Origin of the sequence: uncultured Gelidibacter sp. (assembly GCF_947500795.1) — a bacterium.
GTDB lineage: Bacteria > Bacteroidota > Bacteroidia > Flavobacteriales > Flavobacteriaceae > Gelidibacter.
The window spans coordinates 703124-725422 of sequence record NZ_CANMTE010000001.1 but is presented as its reverse complement, the minus strand read 5'-3'; the positions used below and the strand labels follow the sequence as shown (position 1 = coordinate 725422).

Here is a 22299-nt window from a genome sequence, read left to right as displayed (position 1 = left end):
CAAACAGGAATAAGCAACAAAAGGAGTTTCAGAACTCAAACAAAAAATAATAATAGTAATAAATAATAAAAAGAACATGTCAAATTTAAAATTAGGAATTAACGGTTTTGGAAGAATTGGAAGAATCGTTTTCAGAGCAACATTAAAAAAACCAAATGTAGATATCGTAGCAATCAATGACTTGTTAGATGTAGAGCATTTAGCTTACTTATTAAAATACGATTCTGTACACGGAAGATTTGACGGAGAAATTGAAGTAAAAGATGGTCATTTGGTAGTAGACGGAAAAAAGATTCGTGTAACTGCTGAAAGAGATCCACGCAACCTAAAATGGGATGAAGTAGGAGCTGATGTTGTTGCGGATTGTACTGGAATTTTCACTACTATGGAATCTGCACATTATCATATTGAAGCAGGTGCTAAAAAAGTAGTTATTTCTGCACCAAGTAAAGATGCGCCAATGTTTGTAATGGGTGTTAACCATACTGAAGTAAAAGCTACTGACAAGATTGTATCTAACGCATCTTGTACAACCAACTGTTTAGCGCCAATGGCAAAAATTATTGATGACAACTTTGGTATTGAAGAAGCATTAATGACTACAGTCCATGCAACTACTGCAACGCAATTAACGGTTGATGGCCCATCAAAAAAAGATTATAGAGGTGGAAGAAGTGCTTTAATGAACATCATTCCGGCATCTACTGGCGCTGCTAAAGCTGTAGGTAAAGTAATTCCTAAGTTAGACGGGAAATTAACAGGGATGGCATTCCGTGTTCCAACTGCTGATGTATCTGTTGTAGATTTAACAGTGAGAACAGTTAAAGAAACGTCTTTGGAAGAAATCAAAAAAGCGTTTAAAGATGCTTCTGAAGGAGCCTTAAAAGGTATTGTTGGATACACTGAAGAATTAGTAGTTTCTCAAGATTTTGTTGGAGAAACAAACACTTGTGTTTTTGATGCTGATGCTTCAATTGAATTGAACTCAAGATTTTTCAAAGTTGTAGGTTGGTATGATAACGAATTTGCATATTCTACAAAATTGGTAGAATTGGCACAACATATCCACTCAATTAAGTAATTCCATATAATCCGTATGTGTTTTATATTTATAGCTTAACATATACGGATTTTCTTATTAAATAAACACATGATATTAATAGTTGATAGTGGTTCTACAAAATGCGATTGGATTTCAGTAGACAATAATGGGAAACAACTTCTGGAAAAAATCCGCACAAGTGGCTTAAATCCTGAAATTCTCAAGGAAAAAAAACTTTATAAAACCATTCGTAAGAGTGAGGAGTTGATGAAGCACAAGCGTGAGGTGACGCACATCTTCTTCTACGGCGCAGGTTGTGGTACAGAAAGCCCAAGATTACTTTTAAAAGGTGTTTTGGAAGATATTTTCGTAAACGCAGAAGTGGAGGTTACAGAAGATACAATGGCTGCTGTAAGAGCAACATTAAATCATGACGATGAAGCTGCAATTGTGTGTATTTTGGGCACCGGTTCTAACTGTAGTTATTATGATGGTGAACGTATAGACCAACGTGTTCAATCGTTAGGATACTCGCTAATGGATGACGCTTCAGGTAATTTTTATGGGAAACAAATGATACGTGATTATTATTTTAATCATATGCCAGAAGCCATAAAAGTATCTTTTGCTGACAAGTACAATATGGATGCAGATTATATCAAATATAACCTTTACAAAAATCCGACGCCTAATGCGTATTTGGCAAGTTTTGCAGAATTTATGTTTTTAAATATAGATTCGCCATATATCCAAGATATGATTAAAGATGGGATTCGACTATTCGCGAAAAACATGATTTTCCAGTATAAAAATGAAGTAGAAAAAGTACCAGTACATTTTGCGGGCTCTATTGCGTTTTTTGCTGAAACGCAAATAAAGGAAGTTGCGGAAGAAATGGGATTCACTGTAGGAAACGTTGTCCGCCGACCTATTGAAGGTTTGGTGGCCTATCATACTAAAAAGCTCAAATAAACCTCAGGTTTTGTTCAATAAAAAAAAGCAGTGTTCTAATTAAGGCCACTGCTTTTTTTAGTTGATAACTTAAAGAAATTTATTTTACAGCGATCATGCTGATTTCAACATTCACAAATTTAGGCAAGTTTGCTACTTCAACAGTTTCTCTTGCTGGAGCAGTTTCTGAATTAAAATAAGTGCCGTAAACCTCGTTGATCTGACCAAAGTTATTCATGTCGCTGATAAAAATTGACGACTTAATTACGTTTTCAAAAGTCATATCAGCAGCTTCTAAAACCGCTTTAAGGTTTTCCATAACTTGCTTTGTTTCTGCTTGAATAGAATCCAAAACCAATTCATTAGTCTTCGGGTCAAAAGCAATCTGCCCTGAAGTATATAATGTATTACCAGTTAAAACCGCTTGATTATATGGCCCGATAGGAGCAGGAGCATTTGGTGTATTGATGATTTTTTTCATAATGTATAAGTTTACTTTTTAGAAGTTTTTATTTTGAAATGGGCACTTAACTATAACCTTTTGTCTGGTTCACGTTGCTTGTCGTACTTAATGTCTTTCAATAAGCTCGATTTAATTCCGATAAAGAAGTTCCATGAACTACGTTGACTGAATGGAATCCAACTGAAATTCATACGCCAGCTCATCAAATCACGCTCAAAACGGAGTTGAGTATACGTGAACCCTTGATTTTTAAAATCGTAACCAGAAGACACACCAACGGTCCAGCGTGGTGATAAATCGATATCTCCAGAAAACATCAATGAATTTGATGAAATTTCATTCTGTCTTGCATTATTGGAGTAATTTACTGCATACGCAATTCGTAAGCTCCAAGGTATTGTAAAGTTATAATATTCAGAATCAACTTCTTTGTCCTTGTCTTTTGTGTCGTCACCCAAACGATCATCAGCAAAGTTTTGTGGCTTCCCAAATAAATCATCGGCACGGCCACCACTTCGTACAGATTCGTCAATAGCACGTTGATCTGGTTCCTTCTTTCCAGAGAAACTAGAACTGCTCAAACTGTAGCTTAAATTCATACTGGCTGAAGTCATACGAAACAAACTTCCCCCATTACTAACATTAAATTTATCTACACGACGGTTATTATTGTCAAGTGCATATGGATCTAAAGTCATCCCAAAATTCACACTCATTTTATTGTCGAAAAACTGAGTACCTCCTGAAACTCTAACCGGACTCCATTGTAAGGAATCGCCAGCAAAGTTATAAGACGTGGAGAAGTTAAGGTTATTCAATAAAATGATTTTCTTAGGCTCCGTTTTGGTGGAATCGCGATCTCTAACTTTCGCTTCAAAGTTATTTCCTAAACTCAAGCCTAAAGAACTTGAAAAGTTTTTATTTGGTGCACCATAAAGTGATTCTTCAAACCTACTGTACTCAGCACGGGTAATATCACCGTTAGCTGTAATATAGTCGAACGTGTCATAATATTCATCAAACGCAGGATTGATATTATAACTGATAGACGGCCTCATAATGTGTCTTATTGCCTTAATTTTGGTGTCTTTGCCTTTCTTTTCAAAATTGAACATCCCATAAACCGTAGTTCCTACACTTGTACTGAAATTGTAGGTTCTAAAGCCATCAAATCCGGTGAGATCTTGGGTTAAAATCTGATTGGTTTCCTCATCATAATATTTACGAACCGTATTCAGCGTCCAATTTTCTTCAAAATTTGTGTTCGCACTCACACTAAAATATTTAAAAACCTTAAAGTTGGTAGAGATTGGAATGCTTTGCTGAACGCCAATTCTAGCTTCATCAAACATTTCCTTTTTGAAAAACAGCGAATCAGTAGTGTTTATCCTGTTCTGTGCGTTGATGTTATACTGAAAGTTGATGTTATCAATAATCCCTTTTTTGGTGCCCACTTTTGGAGCGAACGGGTAAACTCTGCTCACACTACCTTGAAACGTCGGCAATGTCATATCTATTTGTTGCGTTCTTGTGTTTTGTGAATGTGTAGCCGTCACACTCATATTAACTTGTGGTTCTCCTGTAAACGATTTAGAATAAGAAACAGAAGATGACAAGGTGTTGTTCAAGAAATTGGAAGCGTTAATTTGGTTCACGGATTCTTGATAGTATTTACTACTTCCTAAGTTGACAGAAGCAGAAAAGCGAGAACTCGGGTTCGCTTTTGAATCTTGAGAATGTGACCATCTAATGTTATAGATTGACGATTTTGAATAGTCAGGGAAACCGCGTTCACTATTGATTAAATTCTCATATCTTAATCCGAAATTCCCTCTAAACTTATAACGAACGGCATAACTACTTTCTGTACGTAACCCGTAACTCCCGTTGGTATAATAATCGGCATATGCTGCCAAATCTACATAATCACTAATGGCAAAATAATACCCACCATTTTGCAAGTTATAACCACGTCTGCTATCCTGACCAAAAGTAGGGAAGAGGATGCCTGACGTTTGTTTTTTTGTCAATGGAAAATAGGCAAAAGGCAACCCAATAGGCGTCGGTACATTATAGATGTACATATTGGTCAGACCGGTAACCACTTTTTTATTAGGAACAATCTTAGCTTTTCGCATTAAGAAATAGAATTCCGGATCTTCTCTGTTTTCAGAAGTGGTGAATTTCCCGCGATTAATAAAGTAAACCGAGTCATTCTCTTTTTTAGTGATATCTGCAATAATATATCCGCCACTTTGTTCTGTTCTCGAATTATAGATCAGCGCTTTTTTGGTTTCTGTATTGAATATAATAGAATCAGGTTCCACCAAATTGGCACCTTGTTTAAAAGTAGGCGCTTGCGAATAAACCCCTGCCGAATCCTTTAAACGCCCAGCATATACCAAGTTTTTATTATGATCAATCACAATAATTCCAGACTTGATTTCCATGTCCTGATAATTGACTTCCGCTTGATCATATAAAGTGGTTTGCTTCAACTTTTCGTTAAGAGACACATAGCCTAAAGCTTTATAATTGACAACATCGGTTAAAAATTCCTTCTTTTTAGGAAGTGTGTCTTGTAGTGTAGAATCGGTTTCTTTGAGATTGACCGTTGGCTGTAATAGAGAATCGACGTTAACCGTCACCCTCATAGAATCATTTTCTGTTTTTGGTAGTATTGGAGTTTGTTTTTTAGGAAGCTCTTGGGAGAACCCCAAAGTGTTAACAAACACTGTAAAACTCAGAAAAAAAAGAATATGAAAGCTATTTGTATGCAATGCTTTTAAGTGTATTTTTGTAAAAGTATGGCTCGGTTTTTGAAAAGTCAAAATTACATATATTTTTTTGTGATTAATTATTATTCATTTAAAATTTAAAATTAAAATAAACCGAGATTTTTATTCGTTAAGACCTTTATGAGAACGCACCTACATTACATTTTCGTATTACAGCTATTTTTATTCGCCAGTTTTATTTCCTCTGCACACGCCTTTCAAAAAAACAAGGGCAAATTTGTTGTAGTGCTTGATGCTGGCCATGGTGGTAACGACCCAGGAAACACTGGGAATGGCTATAAAGAAAAAGATATTGCACTCAATATTGTTTTAACCGTGGGGAAAGCTTTAGAAAAGCATCCCAATATTAAGGTGGTTTACACACGTAAAACGGATGAGTTTGTAACCTTAAGAGGCCGCGCCAAAATAGCAAATGATGCAGATGCTGATTTATTCGTATCCGTACATTGTAACGCTCATAACTCCAATGCGCACGGTACCGAAACTTTTGTTTTGGGATTGCATGCCAACCAACGCAACTTTGAAGTTGCCAAAAAAGAGAACGAGGTAATCTTTTTGGAGGAAGACTATAAATCGCACTACGATGGTTTCGATCCAAATGCTCCAGAATCTTTTATTGGCTTAACCTTGATGCAAGAAGATTATCTGGATCAAAGTACGCAGTTGGCACGATTGGTTCAGGATAATTTTACTAAAAGTTTAAAACGTACTGATAGAGGTGTAAAACAAGCAGGTTTTTGGGTGTTGCACAACACTTATATGCCTAGTGTTTTAATTGAAACTGGATTCCTAACGTACCAACCTGAAGGCGCTTACCTAAATTCATCTAAAGGACAGAATGAAATGTCTTTATCTATTTACAAAGGCATCATGGATTATAAAATGATCTTGGATAGAAACGTAGGAGAAAACGTTTATAAAGATGTTCCTAATATAGAAAGCATTAAAGATGCGGTCACTGAAGAAATCAAACCTGAAGAGACTTCTAAACTTATTTATCCAAATACCGTTTTTAAAGTCCAATTAGCGGCAAGCAGTAATAAGATAGAACCAAAACCTTTTAATTTTAAAGGCTTAACTGATATATCAAGAGAAAAAGAAGGTAAATTATTTAAATATTTTTACGGATATACTTCTGATTATAATGAAGCTAAAAAACTGGCAGAAATTGCAAAATCAAAAGGTTATCCGTCGTCTTTTATAGTTGCCTATAGAAATGGTGAGCGCGAAGACCTTTCTAAGGTTCTGAAATCTCAGGCAAATTAAAAAGATTCTTAATATATTTATACCTAATTTTGTGCAACTAAACCTCAAAGACTTTGAAAATAACAAGAGAAGTTAAAACTGCGATACTCGTAATCTGTGGGATTCTCCTAATGGTTTTTACGATCAACTACTTAAAGGGTATCAATATCCTTAAAAAACACAATCGCTACCAAACACAATTTGATTACAATGCTTTAAATTCCTCTTCTTTAGTTACAATCAAAGGAAACAATATTGGTAAAATTGAAACCATCGCTTATGATGACAAAACAGGTAAAACCATTGTCACATTCGTGATTACTGAAGATGTAAAGTTTTCTACAAACAGTAAAATACGCATGTATGAAACTGGACTTATGGGTGGAAATGCTTTAGCAATTGTACCTATGCCTGGGCCAGAACTTGCTAAGGATGGCGATTTTCTAGAATCAGAAATAGAGGAAGGCCTAATTACCAGTTTAACTAAGAACTTTTCTGGGATCAGCAGTAATTTAGGGGTGACCTTAAAAACGGCCGATTCATTGATGACCAACTTCAACTCATTAATTATTAACGATGGTGAAGATGGACTTAAAGCTGCCATTGCTGAATTGAATAGAACCATTATTTCTTTCAGAAACATGTCTGCCGCAATGAATACCTTGGTAGTTAAAAATGATGCGGCCTTATCTTCAGCTATCAATAATTTTGACACCTTATCTGGTAACCTTGCGGAAATTACTACCGAGTTTAAACAAGTTGAAATATCAAAAACCTTCGAAAACCTCGATAAAACACTTCAAGAAGTTAACACTTTATTGGCTAGTGTGAAGGATGGCAAAGGCTCATTAGGTAAAATGCTAAATGACGACAAACTTTACGTGAATCTAGAAGGGGCGTCTTTACAGCTCGAACAACTCTTACAAGACTTTAAATTGAACCCTAAACGTTATGTGCATTTTTCTGTTTTCGGAAAGAAACCAAAACGTTTTGACGCAGAAGGCAATATCATTGAAGATGAGAAAACCCAACCAGAAGCGATTCATATAGAATTAGAAAATAACTAACCAACTCCATAATGAATTACATTCCAAATATCCTTTTTGCTATAGCACTAATTGTTGGCATTGGTTATTTTGCAAAAAATGTAAAAAAGCTGATCCGCAATATTAAATTAGGCCACGATGTTGATGTGAGCGATAACACCTCGCAACGTTGGAAAAATATGGCAATGATCGCTTTAGGTCAGAGCAAGATGGTAAAACGACCAATTGCAGGTTTTCTACACATTATCGTTTATGTAGGATTTATCATTATAAACATTGAGGTTTTAGAAATTATTATTGATGGTCTTGCAGGTACACATCGAATCTTTTCTGGCATTGGCCCATTATATGGCGTACTAATTGGCGCATTTGAAGTCTTGGCACTTCTCGTATTCGTTTCGGTAATCATCTTTTGGTTAAGACGAAATGCTATTAAAATCAAACGTTTTTGGTCTAAAGAAATGACTGCTTGGCCAAAAAATGACGCCAACTACATTCTTTATATTGAAATGGCGCTGATGCTTTTGTTCTTAGTAATGAATGCTACAGATTTGAAATTTCAAGCCATGAATAATGGTAATGTAATCAGTCAATTTATTGCACCACTATTTAGCGGACTTTCAGAAGGCACAATTCATATTATTGAACGTAGCGCTTGGTGGATGCATATTTTAGGGATCTTAGGATTCTTAAACTACCTGTATTTCTCGAAACATTTACATATCCTTTTGGCATTCCCAAATACATATTACGGAAAAGTGAAGCCTAAAGGTGAATTAGACAATTTGGCATCAGTAACCGCAGAAGTGAAATTGATGATGGATCCTAATGTTGATCCCTTTGCAGCGCAGCCAGAAAGCACTGAAGCCCCAGCAAAGTTTGGCGCGAGTGATGTTCAAGATCTCAATTGGGTACAATTGCTAAATGCTTATACCTGTACGGAATGCGGACGTTGTACAAGTGAATGTCCTGCAAACCAAACCGGCAAGAAATTGTCGCCTCGTAAAATCATGATGGATACCAGAGACCGTCTTGAAGAAGTAGGTAAAAATATTGATGCTAACGGCGGAACGTTTAAGGAAGATGGCAAACAGCTATTGGACGACTATATTACGAGAGAAGAACTTTGGGCGTGTACTACGTGTAATGCGTGTACAGAAGCTTGTCCAGTTAGTATTGATCCGTTATCTATTATTATGGATATGCGTCGCTACTTGGTGATGGAGCAATCTGCAGCACCAATGGAGTTGAACAATATGATGACCAATGTTGAGAATAATGGCGCTCCATGGCCTTATAATCAAATGGATAGATTGAACTGGAAAAACGAATAGATTTTAAAATGAGGTGATTTCTCAATTACTAAAAATCATTCTAATATTTAAACATAACTCAACAGATAGCGTTGTTTTTTGAGTAATATTGAAAAAGCTGATAATTAAACCGCTACCAACGACTTTTTGAAAGAATAATATTAGTTTTAAGCTTGAATTGATTAAAATCAAGTGTATAATTAATAAAAAAATCCCTAAGATGACAAGGGTAAACATTTATGAAAAGAGAAGAGGCAGATAAGTTTTTACATGACAAAGTAGAAAAAGGAGAGAAGGTGAGTCCAGTGCTTCCTGAAGGCGTAAAAAATTACTTAATTGATATTGATGGTACCATTTGCGATGATATCCCTAATGAGGAACCAGAACGTATGCTTACCGCTGAAGTGTATCCTGATGCCTTAATTACGTGTAACAAATGGTATGATGAAGGTCATATGATTTGTTTCTTTACATCGCGTATGGAAGAACACCGTGAGTATACTGAAACATGGTTAAAAAAACATGGTTTTAAATACCATACTTTATTAATGGGAAAACCACGTGGCGGTAATTACCATTGGATAGACAATCACTTAGTAAAAGCAACACAATATAAAGGCAAGTTTACTGAACTTGTAGATAAAAATGTGACCATCCAAGTTTTTGATGACGGTCATCATGATTAGACCAATCTCTTGCTTAGGCAAGATGAATAAGATATAAAAGATTACAATATGAGCAACACATTGAAAGTGCCTACAATGGCAGAATATATGGCAGAAGGAAAGCAACCAGAAGTCCTGTTTTGGGTAGGTTGTATGGGAAGTTTTGATGATAGAGCAAAGAAAGTAACCAAAGCTTTTGTAAGGTTATTGAACAGAGCCAATGTAGATTTTGCTGTTTTAGGAACTGAAGAAAGTTGTACGGGAGATCCTGCAAAACGCGCAGGAAACGAATTTCTTTTTCAAATGCAGGCAGTTACCAATATTGAGGTGCTGAATGCTTATGAAATCAAGAAAATTGTTACAGCTTGCCCACATTGTTTCAATACTATAAAAAATGAATATCCAGGACTTGGTGGTAATTACCAAGTGATGCACCATACGCAGTTTTTAAAATCGCTTTTAGATGAAGGACGCCTCACAATTGAAGGTGGCCAATTTAAAGGAAAGCGCATTACTTTCCACGATCCTTGTTATTTAGGTCGTGCTAACAATGTTTATGAAGCTCCAAGAGATCTTATCAGAAAATTGGATGCCGAGTTGGTCGAAATGAAAAGCTGCAAGTCTCGCGGATTATGTTGTGGTGCTGGTGGAGCTCAAATGTTTAAGGAAGCTGAACCAGGAAATAAAGAAGTGAACGTTGCACGTACCGAGCAAGCTGTTGACGTAAAACCTGAAATTATTGCTGCAGGGTGTCCGTTTTGTAATACCATGATGACTGATGGCGTAAAAGCTAAGGATAAAGAGTCTGAAATTGCTGTGATGGATATTGCTGAATTGATTGCCAACGCTCAAGATTTGTAAAAATGGCTGAAGTCAATAAAAAGAGGGTACTGGTAGCAGCGCTTGTTGGTGGTACCATCTTTTGTGTCGTCGTGTTGATTTTCGATTATATTTTAGGCCGCGGATTACGTTGGGAACGCTTGGCATTTTATTTCCCTTTTGCGGTGGTTGTCTACGGATTTTTGAGCTATCGTAATTTTAAAAAACAAAATAAAAAGTAAGACACTTCCTAAATAACAAACCATACATCTATGTTCACCAATCAGCAAATTAATTTAGATACTTTGCCTTCTATTGATGACGTAGATTTCAAACCCATTTCAAAACAGTATCTCAGCATCATTATTTTAAATAGAAGTTTGGTTTTCACGCTGGTCATTATAGCGTTGTTTGTTGCCAAATCCATGGTTAATGATGTTAATTTCCGAATGCTGTTTTGGTATGTATTTGGTGCATTTGTTCTTTTCGCTATCCTAAATTTGGTATTTACCATCCTTGCGTTTAAAACCCGCAAATACGCCATTAGGGAGCAGGATGTTATTTATACCAAAGGAGTATTGGTGAATTCCATTGCAGCGGTACCTATTTCGCGTATTCAACATATAGAAATCTCAAGGAGTTGGTTAGCTCGGAAATTTAATTTGGCAACTTTAAACATCTTTACTGCAGGCGAAGCGGGGATTGACTTGAGCATTGAAGGTTTAAACTACAGTGAGGCCAAGAAAATCAATGATTTTTTAAGTAAAAAAGTCAATGGAACCGATTGATTTCTCCCAACCTGCAAGGCAATCTCCAAAAGGGATTCTTATCATCTTTGCACTCAACACCTACAAATTTATTACGCGTTTTTTTGTGCTTATTTTAGCATTGGGATTATCACTCTCTAAAAAGGAATCTTTTTCATTTTTAACCACAACCAATATCACGCTCATTATTCTAGGAATTTTTCTAGTCATTTTAGTTTTCGCAGTTCTTAAGTACCTCAATTTTAAATTCCATTTAGAAAAGGACGAGTTTCATCTATCCACAGGAATTATAAATAAGGAGGCAACCATCCTTCCAAAATCAAAAATTCAAAACGTTTACATCAAACAAAATTTCATCCAGCAATTGATTAATGTGGTTTCGCTAACTATTGAAACCGCTGGTGATGATAAGGCTGAAATTGAAATTAATGCTTTAGATCGGCATACCGCTCTAGAACTCAAAGATCAATTATTCAGTAAAAAGCAAGCTGAAGTAGCGTCGTTAGATGAAACACCCAAAGAAAGAACGGTGTATTTTAAAGCCTCAATAAGCAGATTGTTTTTAGAAGGCATCTCACAAAACCATATCAAAAGTCTTTTGGTCATTGTTTCCTTTGTTGTTGGGTTATATAGTGAATTTGAAAAATATCTTCAAGAATTAGGGATTGCTGACCGACTTAAATCAACCATCAATATAGAAACCGGAAGCATCCTCAATTTTTTGTTAGCCAATTTGTTTCTTGTGGCAATCGGTATTTTAGGATCGATGCTGTTTTCAGTACTACAAACATTTGTTTCTAATTTCAATTTGGAAGTTGTTGAAAATGATGATACCATTGAAATCAACAAAGGGCTTTTCAATAAGATGTCTTTGATATTAACACCGGTTAAGATTCAAAATCTGGTGATTAAAACCAACCGATTAAAAGCTTATTTAGGTTTGCACACGCTCTCCATCAAACAAGCGATGGTCAATAAAAAACAGCAGAAACATTTCAAAATAGTAGCTTTAGAAAAACATCAGGTGGCTCACTTAGTTCAGAAAATTTTCTCTGAATATGACGGCCTTGGTGAAAACCATAAACCAGAAGCCTACTACAAACGAGTGCTTATGCTGCGATCAATGTTTATTGGAGCTCTGATTAATATTCCTGCCTATTTTATCTTAGGAGATTATTTTTGGCTGATAAATCTTCTCATTATAACCTGGATTGTATTATTTGTACATTATACTTATAAGAATGCGAGCTTTCAAATTACCGATGAATACCTGACCATAAACAGTGGATTTATAGATCGGGTGCGGAATATTAGCGAACTTCATAAAATTCAGTCCGTAGTACTGAAACAGACCATATTTCAAAAGCAACGACATATCGCGTCGGTATACATTGCTACAGCTTCAAATACGGTAAGAATCCCATATATTACAGAAGAAAACGCAAGTTCCATTTATGATTATCTGTTATTTAAGGTGGAATCTCAAGACAGAAATTGGATGTAAAAGTGTATTTTTGTAACAGAAAAAAAATAGAATTATGCTAGTTGATTTTAATACATTACCAGAAGAATCCAGAATTTGGATTTATCAAGCCAATCGTTCATTTACCGATGAAGAAATAGTGGAATTGGAATCTAAATTAGAGACTTTTATTTCCAATTGGACAGCCCACGGCACTGATTTAGAAGCAGGTTATACCATAAAATACAAACGATTTATAGTGTTTGCTTTAAATCAAAGTCTTACCAAAGCAACAGGTTGCAGTATTGATGCTTCCGTGCGCTTTATCCAACAATTGGAAAAAGATTATAATGTCGATTTAATGGATAAGATGAATGTTTCCTACAAACAAGGAGATTTCATTGCCTATAAGACGCTTCTAGATTTCAAAAAAATGGCCAAGGAAAAAGCCGTGTCCAAAAACACAATTGTCTTTAATAATTTAGTCAATAATATTGCCGAATTCAATGAAAATTGGGAAGTTCCGGCAAGTGAAAGCTGGCACAGCCGTTTTCTGAAATAATAGTGCATCCTAATTTGTGGCATCCAAATTGATTTCAAATCTTTGAACTTTTTGGATGCCATTTTGCATTTATAACAAGCTTTCTTTTAGGTCATACTAATTGATAGCTTTGTCCGTTATAAATCTATCTTAAAATTTTATTCACTTAAGTGAAAAGTGGTATTTTGCCATCTTTACATAACCCAACATCTAGTTATAAGACCTAAATTTCTATGCGATTAATAGTTTCCCTCATTTTATGTTTCTTTATTTTTAAAAGTTCCGCCCAGAACTCGAAAAATCCATTGGTAACAAAGGATGCGGCAGCGCAACAAAAATGGGTAGACGATATCTATAACAACATGGATCTTCGTCAGCGTATTGGCCAATTGTTTATGGCAAGAGCGGTATCTAACAACAATAGAGCTAATGAAGCTGAAGTTGCCAAACTTATTAATGACTATCACATTGGCGGACTCATTTATTCTACAGGAGGTCCGGTAAAACAAGCCAAATTAAACAATAGATATCAAGCAATTTCTAAAGTGCCATTGTTAATTGGTATGGATGCAGAGTGGGGTTTGAGCATGCGCTTAGATTCTACCTATGCATTCCCATATAACATGACGCTTGGCGCCATTACCGATAATAACTTAGTGGAGCAAATGGGCAGACAGCTTGGTGAGCATTGCAAACGTATTGGTGTCCATTTTAATTTTGCACCTGATGTAGATATTAACACCAATCCTAAGAATCCAATTATTGGTAACCGGTCTTTTGGTGAAGATCGAGATAATGTAACTGCGAAATCCTTAGCATTTATGAGAGGAATTCAGAGCGCTGGAGTCTTGGCAAATGCGAAACATTTTCCCGGCCATGGGGACACGGATACGGACAGTCATAAAACGCTACCTACAATAAACTTTAATGAAAGACGTATTGATTCCATTGAGCTTTACCCATATAAACGACTGATTCAAGAAGGCTTGTCTAGTGTTATGGTGGCGCATTTAAATGTACCAAGCTTAGAACCTAAAGTGGGCACGCCATCATCCTTATCAAAACGTATAGTCACCGATTTATTAAAGGAACGCTTGCAGTTTGAAGGCTTGATTTTTACTGATGCTTTAGAAATGAAAGGTGTTTCTAATTTTAGTAAGCCAGGAGATATAGATTTAGCGGCTTTTATGGCAGGTAATGATGTGCTTTTAATTTCTGAAAATATACCCTTAGCCATTGAAAAAATGGTGGAAGCTTATGAGAATAAAGTGTATACAGAAGAACGATTGGCACATTCAGTAAAGAAAATTTTAATGGCCAAATATAAAGTGGGCCTTAATAAATATGTTCCAATTGGCACGAAGAATCTCGTGGCTGATCTTAACAGATTGAAAGATGATTTGCTTTATGAGCAACTTATGGAAAATGCCATTACCGTTGTCCGAAATCAGAAGCAAATTCTTCCTTTGAGAAATTTGGAGACGAAGAAAATCGCCTATGTAGAAATGGGTGATGCTGTAGATAATTCGGCATACTTAGAGGAATTAAGAAAATACACGAAAGTCCACGAAATTAAAGCAGATAAGCTAGATGAATTATTGACGAAACTTCAGAATTACAATACCGTTATTGTTGGTTTTCATAAATCGAATGTCAATCCGTGGAAACCGTATCAGTTTTCGCAAAAGGAAATGACTTGGCTCTATGAAATTGCCCGGACCAATACTGTCATATTAGATGTTTTTGCGCGTCCATACGCCCTTATCGATTTGCATTCAGTAGAAAATATTGAAGGGATTGTGGTGAGTTATCAAAATAGTGATATCTCTATGCGTAAATCGGCACAACTCATTTTTGGTGCCATTCCAGCAAAAGGGACTTTGCCAGTTTCCAGCGGAGAGAATTTTAAAGTTGGCCAAGGCTATCTTTACAACAGCATCCAGTCTTTAAGTTATGGACTTCCAGAATCTGTAGGAATGAGTTCAGAAAAGCTTAAAAAATTGGACTCTATGGCCAAGCTAACAATTTCTCGTAAAGCTGCACCAGGGTTACAACTTTTAGTGGCGCGACGAGGAAAAGTGATTTACAACAAAGCCTTCGGAAAACATACGTATAAGGGCAACGAAATGGTTGATTTGGATGACATGTATGATGTTGCTTCCCTTACCAAAATATTAGCAACCTTGCCGTTGCTCATGGAATTGGAAGAAAAAGGCGTGGTCTCTATGGATACCAAATTATCACAGATTTTGCCTGAATACAGAGAGTCCAACAAAAGGAATATCACATTAAAACAAATGTTGTCGCATTATGCGCGACTAAAACCATGGATTCCATTTTATACGGCAACTTTAGATGCCGCGAAGAAACCAGATCCAAAATATTACAGAAGAACGTCTAGCCCTAAGTTTAATATTAAAGTGGCGGAAGAAATGTATTTGAGACATGACTACCCTGATAGCATCCAAAAAATCATTAGGGATTCTGATTTATTGCCAAGTTTACGTTACAGATATAGTGATTTCCCATTTTTCATTCTAAAAAAATATATTGAACGTCATTATGACAAAGGCTTGGATGAGTTGGTACAGGAACATTTTTACCAATCGTTGGGAGCAAATCATACAACTTACAATCCGTCGTCTCAATTTAGCAATTCGCAATTGGTGCCTTCTGAGGAAGATGATTATTACAGATATCAAACCGTTCAAGGCTATGTGCACGACATGGGAGCCGCCATGCAAAATGGTGTAGGAGGTCATGCCGGAATATTTAGCACGAGCAATGATGTTGCGAAAATTATGCAGATGTACCTTCAAAAAGGATTTTATGGCGGGAAACGGTATTTAAAAGCCGAAACTTTAGACACGTTTAATACCTGTTATTATTGTGAAAGTGGTGTGAGACGTGGTGTCGGATTTGATAAACCGCAATTAGGAACCGCAGGACCAACGTGTGGATGCGTGTCTCTTGCTAGCTTTGGCCATTCAGGATTTACAGGAACTTACGCTTGGGCAGATCCTGAGCAGGAAATTGTATACGTGTTTTTATCAAACAGAACCTATCCAAGCGCTTCTAATAATACCCTGATTAAGGATGGCATCAGAACTGAAATTCAGAGATTAATTTACGAGGCAATTATCGATTAAACAGACCACCATTGTAAGCTCTTTAAATTTGGAGCGACAATCTTAACGGGTTTTTAAAATTTAATTTTAAAATCTATAACTTTACATCAAAACCATAAGTGCCTTTTGGTACTTATCCCTTAAAACTAAAACATGAAAATAGGAATTGTATGTTATCCAACTTTTGGAGGCAGTGGCGTGGTGGCAACCGAGTTGGGTCTCGCATTATCTAAACGTGGTCACGAAATCCATTTTATCACCTATAGCCAGCCTGTACGATTGGATTTGTTGGGTAACAATGTTCATTTTCATGAGGTTACAGTTCCTGAATATCCATTATTTTTGTACCAACCTTATGAGTTAGCATTGTCGAGCAAACTCGTAGACATGGTAAAATTGCACGGAATTGAAATTTTACACGTGCATTATGCCATTCCGCATGCCTATGCAGCGTATATGGCAAAAAAGATGTTGCAGGAAGAAGGCATTTATGTACCTATTGTGACAACGCTTCACGGCACAGATATTACCCTTGTTGGCAGCCATCCGTTCTATAAACCTGCAGTGACCTTTAGCATCAATAAATCTGATGCTGTAACGTCTGTTTCTCAAAGTTTGAAGGACGATACGATGCGTCTTTTCAATATTAAACGAGAGATTGATGTTGTGCCTAATTTCATCGATTTCAGTAGACATAAAATAGAATTTACGGACTGCCAGAGAAGCCTGATGGCAAATGACGATGAAAAAATCATTACCCATATCAGTAACTTTAGAAAAGTAAAACAGATTCCTGATGTTGTTAAGATTTTCTATAACATTCAGAAACAAATGCCCGCAAAGTTAATGATGGTAGGTGAGGGACCTGAAAAAATGGAAGCTGAACGTCTTTGCGAACAATTGGGAATTGAAGACAAAGTGGTTTTCTTTGGCAATAGTAATGAAATTGATAAAATTCTTTGTTTTAGTGATTTGTTCCTTCTGCCTTCTCAAACCGAAAGTTTTGGTTTGGCTGCTTTAGAAGCGATGGCTTCAGGAGTACCCGTAATTTCTAGTAATACTGGTGGAATTCCTGAAGTAAATGTTGAAGGCGTCACTGGATTTTTGAGTGATGTCAATGATGTTGACGACATGTCTAAAAATGCCATTTACATTTTAAGTGATGACGAACGCTTAGAAACTTTTAAGCTAAATGCAACAAAAGAAGCTGCGAAATTTGGAATTGAAAAAGTGGTTCCACAATATGAATCCATCTATCTTAGAACACTAAACGAGTGTGCATTAGCAAAATAGTATTATATTTATAGTCTTCCTTTATCTAAGTTTTGGAAGTGAAAATCTCTAGCACATGGTAACTCTTAAAGTGAATTCTTTGCCTGTAGATTTGGTCATTCAAGATTTGGCTGCAGCTTTGCAAATCCCATACCAACTCAATTGTAAGGAGTATCACTTAGAACTGACCAGCGACATAGGCGACGGTTTTATAAAAGCCATGATGCTTGAATCTGGTTTGGGAATCATCGAATATAACTGCCAATTTAACAAGGATGTGGAAATCCAGTTTGTTAAAGATCTCACCCATCCATTAAAATTTTTATACTGTACAAAGGGCAATTTTGATCACCGTTTTTCAAATGAGGAACAACTCCACGAATTGCAGGAATACCAACAAGCTATTGTTGCCAGTAAGGACAATAATGGGCATGTGCTTAGATTCAAAAAGGATAAGGCAATTCATCTTTACAGTTTAGAAATGGATAGAGAGCGTTTTTTATTAAATGATGACTGCGCTTCAGAACTGATTACGTCTGATCTTCATGATCTATTTGGCGACATTAAAGCTGCTAAGAGCTTTTACCATGAAGGCTATTACAGTTTGGCGCTTGCCGAAATTTTTGAGGATATCAAGTCTTTTAAGGACAACTTCTTCTTAAGGCGTATCTTCATGATTAGTTCCGGATATCAATTATTGGGGAATCATATTGTGCAATACCAGGATGATTTAAATAATGAGGACAAACAGCACGTATTAAGGCAGAACGAAGTGTTTAAAATAAAACAGGCCGTGCAGTTTATTAAACTCAACTTAGAAAAAACTTATAATATTAGTGACATTGCGAAAGAAGTAGGACTGACCGAAGCCAAACTTCAGGAGGGTTTTAAAATTCTGTTTAATACCACTGTCAACAATTACATTACTGATATACGCTTGGATATTGCATCAACATTGTTAAGAGATAAAAACTTCAACATTTCAGAAGTGGTCTATAAAATTGGCTTAACAAGTCGCAGTTACTTTTCGAAAATCTTTAAGGATAATTATCAGATGACACCCACGGAATATCGCAATAGACATCTAAAATAGACATAAAAAAAACCATCATTGTTTAAATGATGGTTTTCTAATTTATAAACTTCAAAAAGAAGCAATGCATTTACTAGAATTGGAATCTGATCCCTAAAGCGATATCAAAATCTAAATCATTGTTGTCGAAATCTTCATTACCAAAACCAAATTCTGGTCTGAAATCCAATGATAACATTAATGGGATATCAAAATTGTATTCGATACCTACTTGACCTGCAAGAAATACAAAAGTTTCACTATCATCACGACGGAAATCTTTGTCTTTATAATCGTAGCTATAACTTGCAAGACCAGCACCAGGACCAGCGTACCAGTTAAATCCACCATCAATATTCCAAACCCATTGGTAAATACCAGCTAGTTTAAATCCGTCATAGTGTTTTCCATTTCTAATTCCTAAATCCAATTCTAAACGATTCTCTGATCCTAACGCACGTTGGTAAGATACTTCTGCGCCAAATCCGTCACTATCTCCTAGACGTAGACCAATAGCGTTGTCAGCAATATCCTGAGCATTCACCATCATAGAGCCGCCAATAAAAGCAACTGCAATTAAAAATAATCTTTTCATAATGTTAGTTTTTAAGTTTTAACAAAAATACATTTTGAATTGTTATGATTCTTAAAAAAATTGGCCAACTTTATGTTAAAATTGGTTTAATAAAACCTAATTTTAACTCCTATTTTTAACAACGTACCTGAATTTCACAAATACCGATGGTTAAAGACTTAAACATCCCATTCCAAGAGCTTAAAAATCAATTGGAAGGACAATTTTTTACGGACGATTTAATGAAGGCGCTGTATGCTACAGATGCTTCTGTTTACAGGAAATTGCCTCTTGCTGTGGCCTATCCAAAGTCCATAAAAGATTTGAAAGTATTGATCAATTTTGCAAAAACACACCAAACCTCTTTGATTCCGCGTACAGCAGGTACGTCTTTAGCGGGGCAGTGTGTTGGTGAAGGCATTGTTGTGGACGTTTCTAAACATTTTACAAAAATTTTAGACGTTAATGAAAAGGCCCGAACAGTGACTGTTCAACCAGGTGTGGTGCGTGACGAACTTAATAACTATTTGAAACCCTTCGGGTTGTTTTTCGGACCTAACACGTCTACATCCAATCGCTGTATGATTGGTGGGATGGTAGGGAACAACTCCTCTGGAACAACTTCAATTCAGTATGGTGTTACCCGAGATAAGGTTCTCAGAATGAAAACTATTTTAAGCGATGGAAGTGAAGCTATTTTCACAAACATTACTAAGGATGATTTCTTTGAAAAAACCAAGCTCAGCACTTTAGAAGGCCAAATTTATCAAACAGTTTATAAGGAACTCCAACCAGAACATGTTCAACAACGCATTGCTGACAAGTTCCCAAAACCTGAAATCCATAGACGGAATACAGGTTACGCAGTTGATGAGCTTTTAAAGAATGAAATTTTCAGTACAAATGCGGAGCAGTTCAACATGTGCAAATTATTATCGGGGAGTGAAGGTACTTTAGCGTTTACCACTGAGATCACCTTGCAATTGGATGTACTTCCACCAAGCGAAAGCATGATGGTAGCAGCACATTTCCATAGTATTGAGGCCTGTTTGCAAAGTGTTGAAATGACCATGCAACACCATTTGTTTACCTGTGAAATGATGGATAAAACCATCTTGGATTGTACCAAACAAAATAAAACTCAAGCAGAAAACAGAGCTTTTATTGTTGATGATCCTGAAGCAATTTTAATGTGTGAAGTGCGAGCAACAACCTATGAAGCTGTAGAAAAACAAACCGAAGCGCTTGTTAAAGCCATTCAAGATTCTGGATTAAGCTATGCTGTGCCTGTTTTAATAGGCGATGAAATTGATAAAGCAGTAGAACTTAGAAAAGCCGGATTGGGACTTTTAGGTAATATGATTGGCGATAAGAAATCGGCAGCATGTATTGAAGACACCGCAGTTGCACTACCAGATTTGGCCAATTATATCAGTGAGTTTACACAATTGATGAAAGGTCATGGTCAAAAAGCCATTTATTATGCACATGCGGGCGCGGGAGAATTACATTTAAGACCGATACTTAATCTTAAAAAGAGTGAAGATGTAGCGCTTTTCAGGCAAATTACCACTGATGTGGCGCATCTTGTTAAAAAGTATCAAGGTTCAATGAGTGGTGAGCACGGCGACGGCATTGTTAGGGCTGAATTTATTCCATTGATGATTGGTGATGAAAATTATCAGTTATTAAAACGCATTAAAAGTGTCTTCGATCCGCACAATATTTTCAATCCAGGCAAAATTGTTGATGCTTACCCAATGGATGAAAATTTACGCTATCAACCGGACAGAACGGAACCAAAAATAGAAACATTATTAGACTTTTCAGCATCATTAGGGATTTTACGCGAAGCTGAAAAATGTAATGGCTCTGGCGATTGTAGAAAGCTTCCTGAATTTGGAGGCACGATGTGTCCGAGCTTTAGAGCTACCAGAAATGAAAAAGACACTACCCGTGGTAGAGCAAATGCGTTACGTGAATTTTTAACCAATTCAGAGAAGGCTAACAAATTTGATCATCAAGAATTAAAGGATGCGTTTGATCTGTGCTTAAGCTGTAAAGCTTGTGCAAGTGAATGTCCAAGCAGTGTTGATGTGGCGAGTTTAAAAGCAGAATTCCAATACCAATATCAGAAGGCAAATGGTGTCTCTTTAAGAACAAAACTGTTTGCTTATAACAACGATTTGAACAACGTTGCAAGCAAGGTGCCTCAGCTCACGAATTTCTTTTTCACCAACACATTGACGTCATCAATTATAAAAAGCGCATTCAAAATAGCCAAAGAACGGACCTTGCCTTTAGTATCAACTAAAAGTTTAAGCAACTACATTAAAAACAATGTAAATCAATCAGTTGAAAAAAAATATATTAAAACAGTTTACTTCTTTAATGATGAATTCACCAATCATTTAGATGCGAGCATCGGCCAAGATGCTATCGATTTATTATTGGGTTTAAACTACAAAATCAAGTTCGTTTCCCACTCAGAATCCGGGCGTGCATTTTTATCAAAAGGATTGTTGGAGCAGGCTAAAAAAGTAGCCAATGAAAATGTCACTATTTTTAAGGATCTCATTACTGCGGAAACGCCGTTAATTGGTATTGAGCCTTCCGCAATTTTGACTTTTACAGATGAATATCCAAAATTGGCCGATAATAAAGAAGCCGCAAAAAACATTGCAAAACACACCTTACTGATAGAGGAATTTATCCAAAGAGAAATAGCGTCCAACAACATTACTGCTTCACAATTTAGCAAAGAAGCCAAAACCATAAAATTCCATGGCCACTGCCATCAAAAAGCGCTTCGTAATCAAATGTCGAGTTTTGCGGTATTGAATCTGCCAGAAAACTATAAAGTGACTATAATTCCGAGTGGATGCTGCGGCATGGCAGGAAGTTTTGGTTACGAAAAAGAGCATTATGAAGTGAGTATGAATGTAGGTGAGCAAACCTTATTCCCTGCAGTGAGAATGGCCGATGAGAATACGGTGATTTCAGCAAATGGAACGAGCTGCAGACATCAAATTAAGGATGGCACAGACAGAGAAGCATTTCATCCAATTACCATTTTGAGACGCGCTCTTTTGTAAGCTGCTCTTTATTTGAGCTTGGTGGATGTTGTTTTAGGATGGTATG

Annotated in this window: 18 protein-coding genes; 15 read left to right on the top strand and 3 right to left on the bottom strand. The window is 36.4% G+C overall.

What is annotated here, in order from left to right; all coding sequences use genetic code 11:
• Window positions 1-76 precede the first annotated feature (76 nt).
• The gene (gap, locus tag Q0947_RS03210) at window positions 77-1081 is read left to right on the top strand and encodes a type I glyceraldehyde-3-phosphate dehydrogenase (RefSeq protein WP_299391326.1); all 1005 of its coding nucleotides are present in this window, start codon (window positions 77-79) and stop codon (window positions 1079-1081) included.
• 69 nt (window positions 1082-1150) lie between these two features.
• Complete coding sequence (locus Q0947_RS03205; RefSeq protein WP_299391324.1) at window positions 1151-2014, top strand: N-acetylglucosamine kinase; 864 nt, start codon at window positions 1151-1153, stop codon at window positions 2012-2014.
• A 79-nt stretch (window positions 2015-2093) separates the two neighbouring features.
• Here the strand turns inward: Q0947_RS03205 and Q0947_RS03200 are convergent, their stop codons facing one another.
• Both Q0947_RS03200 and Q0947_RS03195 read right to left on the bottom strand, forming a co-directional pair.
• On the bottom strand, window positions 2094-2474 hold the full coding sequence (locus Q0947_RS03200) for a Rid family detoxifying hydrolase (protein ID WP_299391323.1): 381 nt from the start codon (window positions 2472-2474) through the stop codon (window positions 2094-2096).
• Window positions 2475-2524: 50 nt separating this feature from the next.
• Window positions 2525-5287 carry a putative LPS assembly protein LptD gene (locus Q0947_RS03195; RefSeq protein WP_299391321.1) on the bottom strand — a complete coding sequence of 921 codons (2763 nt, stop codon included), beginning with the start codon at window positions 5285-5287 and terminating at the stop codon, window positions 2525-2527.
• Between the two features lie 87 nt (window positions 5288-5374).
• On the opposite strand from Q0947_RS03195, the gene Q0947_RS03190 reads away from it, so the two are divergent.
• The 12 genes from Q0947_RS03190 (at window position 5375) to Q0947_RS03135 (ending at window position 18605) form a co-directional block, all read left to right on the top strand.
• Complete coding sequence (locus Q0947_RS03190) at window positions 5375-6520, top strand: N-acetylmuramoyl-L-alanine amidase (protein ID WP_299391318.1); 1146 nt, start codon at window positions 5375-5377, stop codon at window positions 6518-6520.
• A gap of 53 nt (window positions 6521-6573) precedes the next feature.
• A complete protein-coding gene (locus Q0947_RS03185; protein ID WP_299391315.1) occupies window positions 6574-7566 on the top strand; it encodes an MlaD family protein in 993 nt (330 codons plus the stop codon).
• An 11-nt stretch (window positions 7567-7577) separates the two neighbouring features.
• Window positions 7578-8879: a (Fe-S)-binding protein gene (locus Q0947_RS03180; protein ID WP_299391312.1), complete on the top strand. Its 1302-nt coding sequence runs from the start codon at window positions 7578-7580 to the stop codon at window positions 8877-8879.
• A 218-nt stretch (window positions 8880-9097) separates the two neighbouring features.
• A complete protein-coding gene (locus Q0947_RS03175) occupies window positions 9098-9544 on the top strand; it encodes a phosphoheptose isomerase (RefSeq protein ID WP_299391309.1) in 447 nt (148 codons plus the stop codon).
• 48 nt (window positions 9545-9592) lie between these two features.
• The gene (locus Q0947_RS03170) at window positions 9593-10384 is read left to right on the top strand and encodes a (Fe-S)-binding protein (protein ID WP_299391307.1); all 792 of its coding nucleotides are present in this window, start codon (window positions 9593-9595) and stop codon (window positions 10382-10384) included.
• A gap of 2 nt (window positions 10385-10386) precedes the next feature.
• Window positions 10387-10584 (top strand): hypothetical protein, encoded by a 198-nt coding sequence (locus Q0947_RS03165; protein WP_299391304.1) that lies wholly within the window; start codon window positions 10387-10389, stop codon window positions 10582-10584.
• A gap of 30 nt (window positions 10585-10614) precedes the next feature.
• A complete protein-coding gene (locus tag Q0947_RS03160; protein ID WP_299391301.1) occupies window positions 10615-11130 on the top strand; it encodes a PH domain-containing protein in 516 nt (171 codons plus the stop codon).
• On the top strand, window positions 11117-12613 hold the full coding sequence (locus Q0947_RS03155; protein ID WP_299391298.1) for a PH domain-containing protein: 1497 nt from the start codon (window positions 11117-11119) through the stop codon (window positions 12611-12613). The genes Q0947_RS03160 and Q0947_RS03155 overlap by 14 nt, the downstream gene beginning before the upstream one ends.
• Window positions 12614-12647: 34 nt before the next feature.
• Entirely contained in the window at window positions 12648-13133 is a 486-nt protein-coding gene (locus tag Q0947_RS03150; RefSeq protein WP_299391295.1) for an ABC transporter ATPase, read from the top strand.
• Window positions 13134-13345: 212 nt separating this feature from the next.
• Window positions 13346-16261, top strand: a complete 2916-nt coding sequence (locus tag Q0947_RS03145; RefSeq protein ID WP_299391292.1) for a glycoside hydrolase family 3 N-terminal domain-containing protein — start codon at window positions 13346-13348, stop codon at window positions 16259-16261.
• Window positions 16262-16393: 132 nt separating this feature from the next.
• The gene (bshA, locus tag Q0947_RS03140) at window positions 16394-17533 is read left to right on the top strand and encodes an N-acetyl-alpha-D-glucosaminyl L-malate synthase BshA (protein WP_299391289.1); all 1140 of its coding nucleotides are present in this window, start codon (window positions 16394-16396) and stop codon (window positions 17531-17533) included.
• Between the two features lie 55 nt (window positions 17534-17588).
• Complete coding sequence (locus Q0947_RS03135) at window positions 17589-18605, top strand: AraC family transcriptional regulator (RefSeq protein WP_299391286.1); 1017 nt, start codon at window positions 17589-17591, stop codon at window positions 18603-18605.
• Between the two features lie 73 nt (window positions 18606-18678).
• Here Q0947_RS03135 and Q0947_RS03130 read toward each other — a convergent pair whose 3' ends face one another.
• Window positions 18679-19179 (bottom strand): hypothetical protein, encoded by a 501-nt coding sequence (locus Q0947_RS03130; RefSeq protein WP_299391283.1) that lies wholly within the window; start codon window positions 19177-19179, stop codon window positions 18679-18681.
• 146 nt (window positions 19180-19325) lie between these two features.
• Here Q0947_RS03130 and Q0947_RS03125 point away from each other — a divergent pair, with 146 nt between their 5' ends.
• Window positions 19326-22253 (top strand): FAD-binding and (Fe-S)-binding domain-containing protein, encoded by a 2928-nt coding sequence (locus Q0947_RS03125; RefSeq protein WP_299391281.1) that lies wholly within the window; start codon window positions 19326-19328, stop codon window positions 22251-22253.
• The last annotated feature ends 46 nt before the right edge of the window (window positions 22254-22299 follow it).

What these genes read in the sequence shown, in the direction of transcription:
- gap (WP_299391326.1), top strand. Translation starts at nt 77, where the DNA reads ATGTCAAATTTAAAATTAGGAATTAACGGTTTTGGAAGAATTGGAAGA.
- Q0947_RS03205 (WP_299391324.1), top strand. Translation starts at nt 1,151, where the DNA reads ATGATATTAATAGTTGATAGTGGTTCTACAAAATGCGATTGGATTTCA.
- Q0947_RS03200 (WP_299391323.1), bottom strand. Translation starts at nt 2,474, where the DNA reads ATGAAAAAAATCATCAATACACCAAATGCTCCTGCTCCTATCGGGCCA.
- Q0947_RS03190 (WP_299391318.1), top strand. Translation starts at nt 5,375, where the DNA reads ATGAGAACGCACCTACATTACATTTTCGTATTACAGCTATTTTTATTC.
- Q0947_RS03180 (WP_299391312.1), top strand. Translation starts at nt 7,578, where the DNA reads ATGAATTACATTCCAAATATCCTTTTTGCTATAGCACTAATTGTTGGC.
- Q0947_RS03175 (WP_299391309.1), top strand. Translation starts at nt 9,098, where the DNA reads ATGAAAAGAGAAGAGGCAGATAAGTTTTTACATGACAAAGTAGAAAAA.
- Q0947_RS03170 (WP_299391307.1), top strand. Translation starts at nt 9,593, where the DNA reads ATGAGCAACACATTGAAAGTGCCTACAATGGCAGAATATATGGCAGAA.
- Q0947_RS03165 (WP_299391304.1), top strand. Translation starts at nt 10,387, where the DNA reads ATGGCTGAAGTCAATAAAAAGAGGGTACTGGTAGCAGCGCTTGTTGGT.
- Q0947_RS03160 (WP_299391301.1), top strand. Translation starts at nt 10,615, where the DNA reads ATGTTCACCAATCAGCAAATTAATTTAGATACTTTGCCTTCTATTGAT.
- Q0947_RS03155 (WP_299391298.1), top strand. Translation starts at nt 11,117, where the DNA reads ATGGAACCGATTGATTTCTCCCAACCTGCAAGGCAATCTCCAAAAGGG.
- Q0947_RS03150 (WP_299391295.1), top strand. Translation starts at nt 12,648, where the DNA reads ATGCTAGTTGATTTTAATACATTACCAGAAGAATCCAGAATTTGGATT.
- Q0947_RS03145 (WP_299391292.1), top strand. Translation starts at nt 13,346, where the DNA reads ATGCGATTAATAGTTTCCCTCATTTTATGTTTCTTTATTTTTAAAAGT.
- bshA (WP_299391289.1), top strand. Translation starts at nt 16,394, where the DNA reads ATGAAAATAGGAATTGTATGTTATCCAACTTTTGGAGGCAGTGGCGTG.
- Q0947_RS03135 (WP_299391286.1), top strand. Translation starts at nt 17,589, where the DNA reads ATGGTAACTCTTAAAGTGAATTCTTTGCCTGTAGATTTGGTCATTCAA.
- Q0947_RS03130 (WP_299391283.1), bottom strand. Translation starts at nt 19,179, where the DNA reads ATGAAAAGATTATTTTTAATTGCAGTTGCTTTTATTGGCGGCTCTATG.
- Q0947_RS03125 (WP_299391281.1), top strand. Translation starts at nt 19,326, where the DNA reads ATGGTTAAAGACTTAAACATCCCATTCCAAGAGCTTAAAAATCAATTG.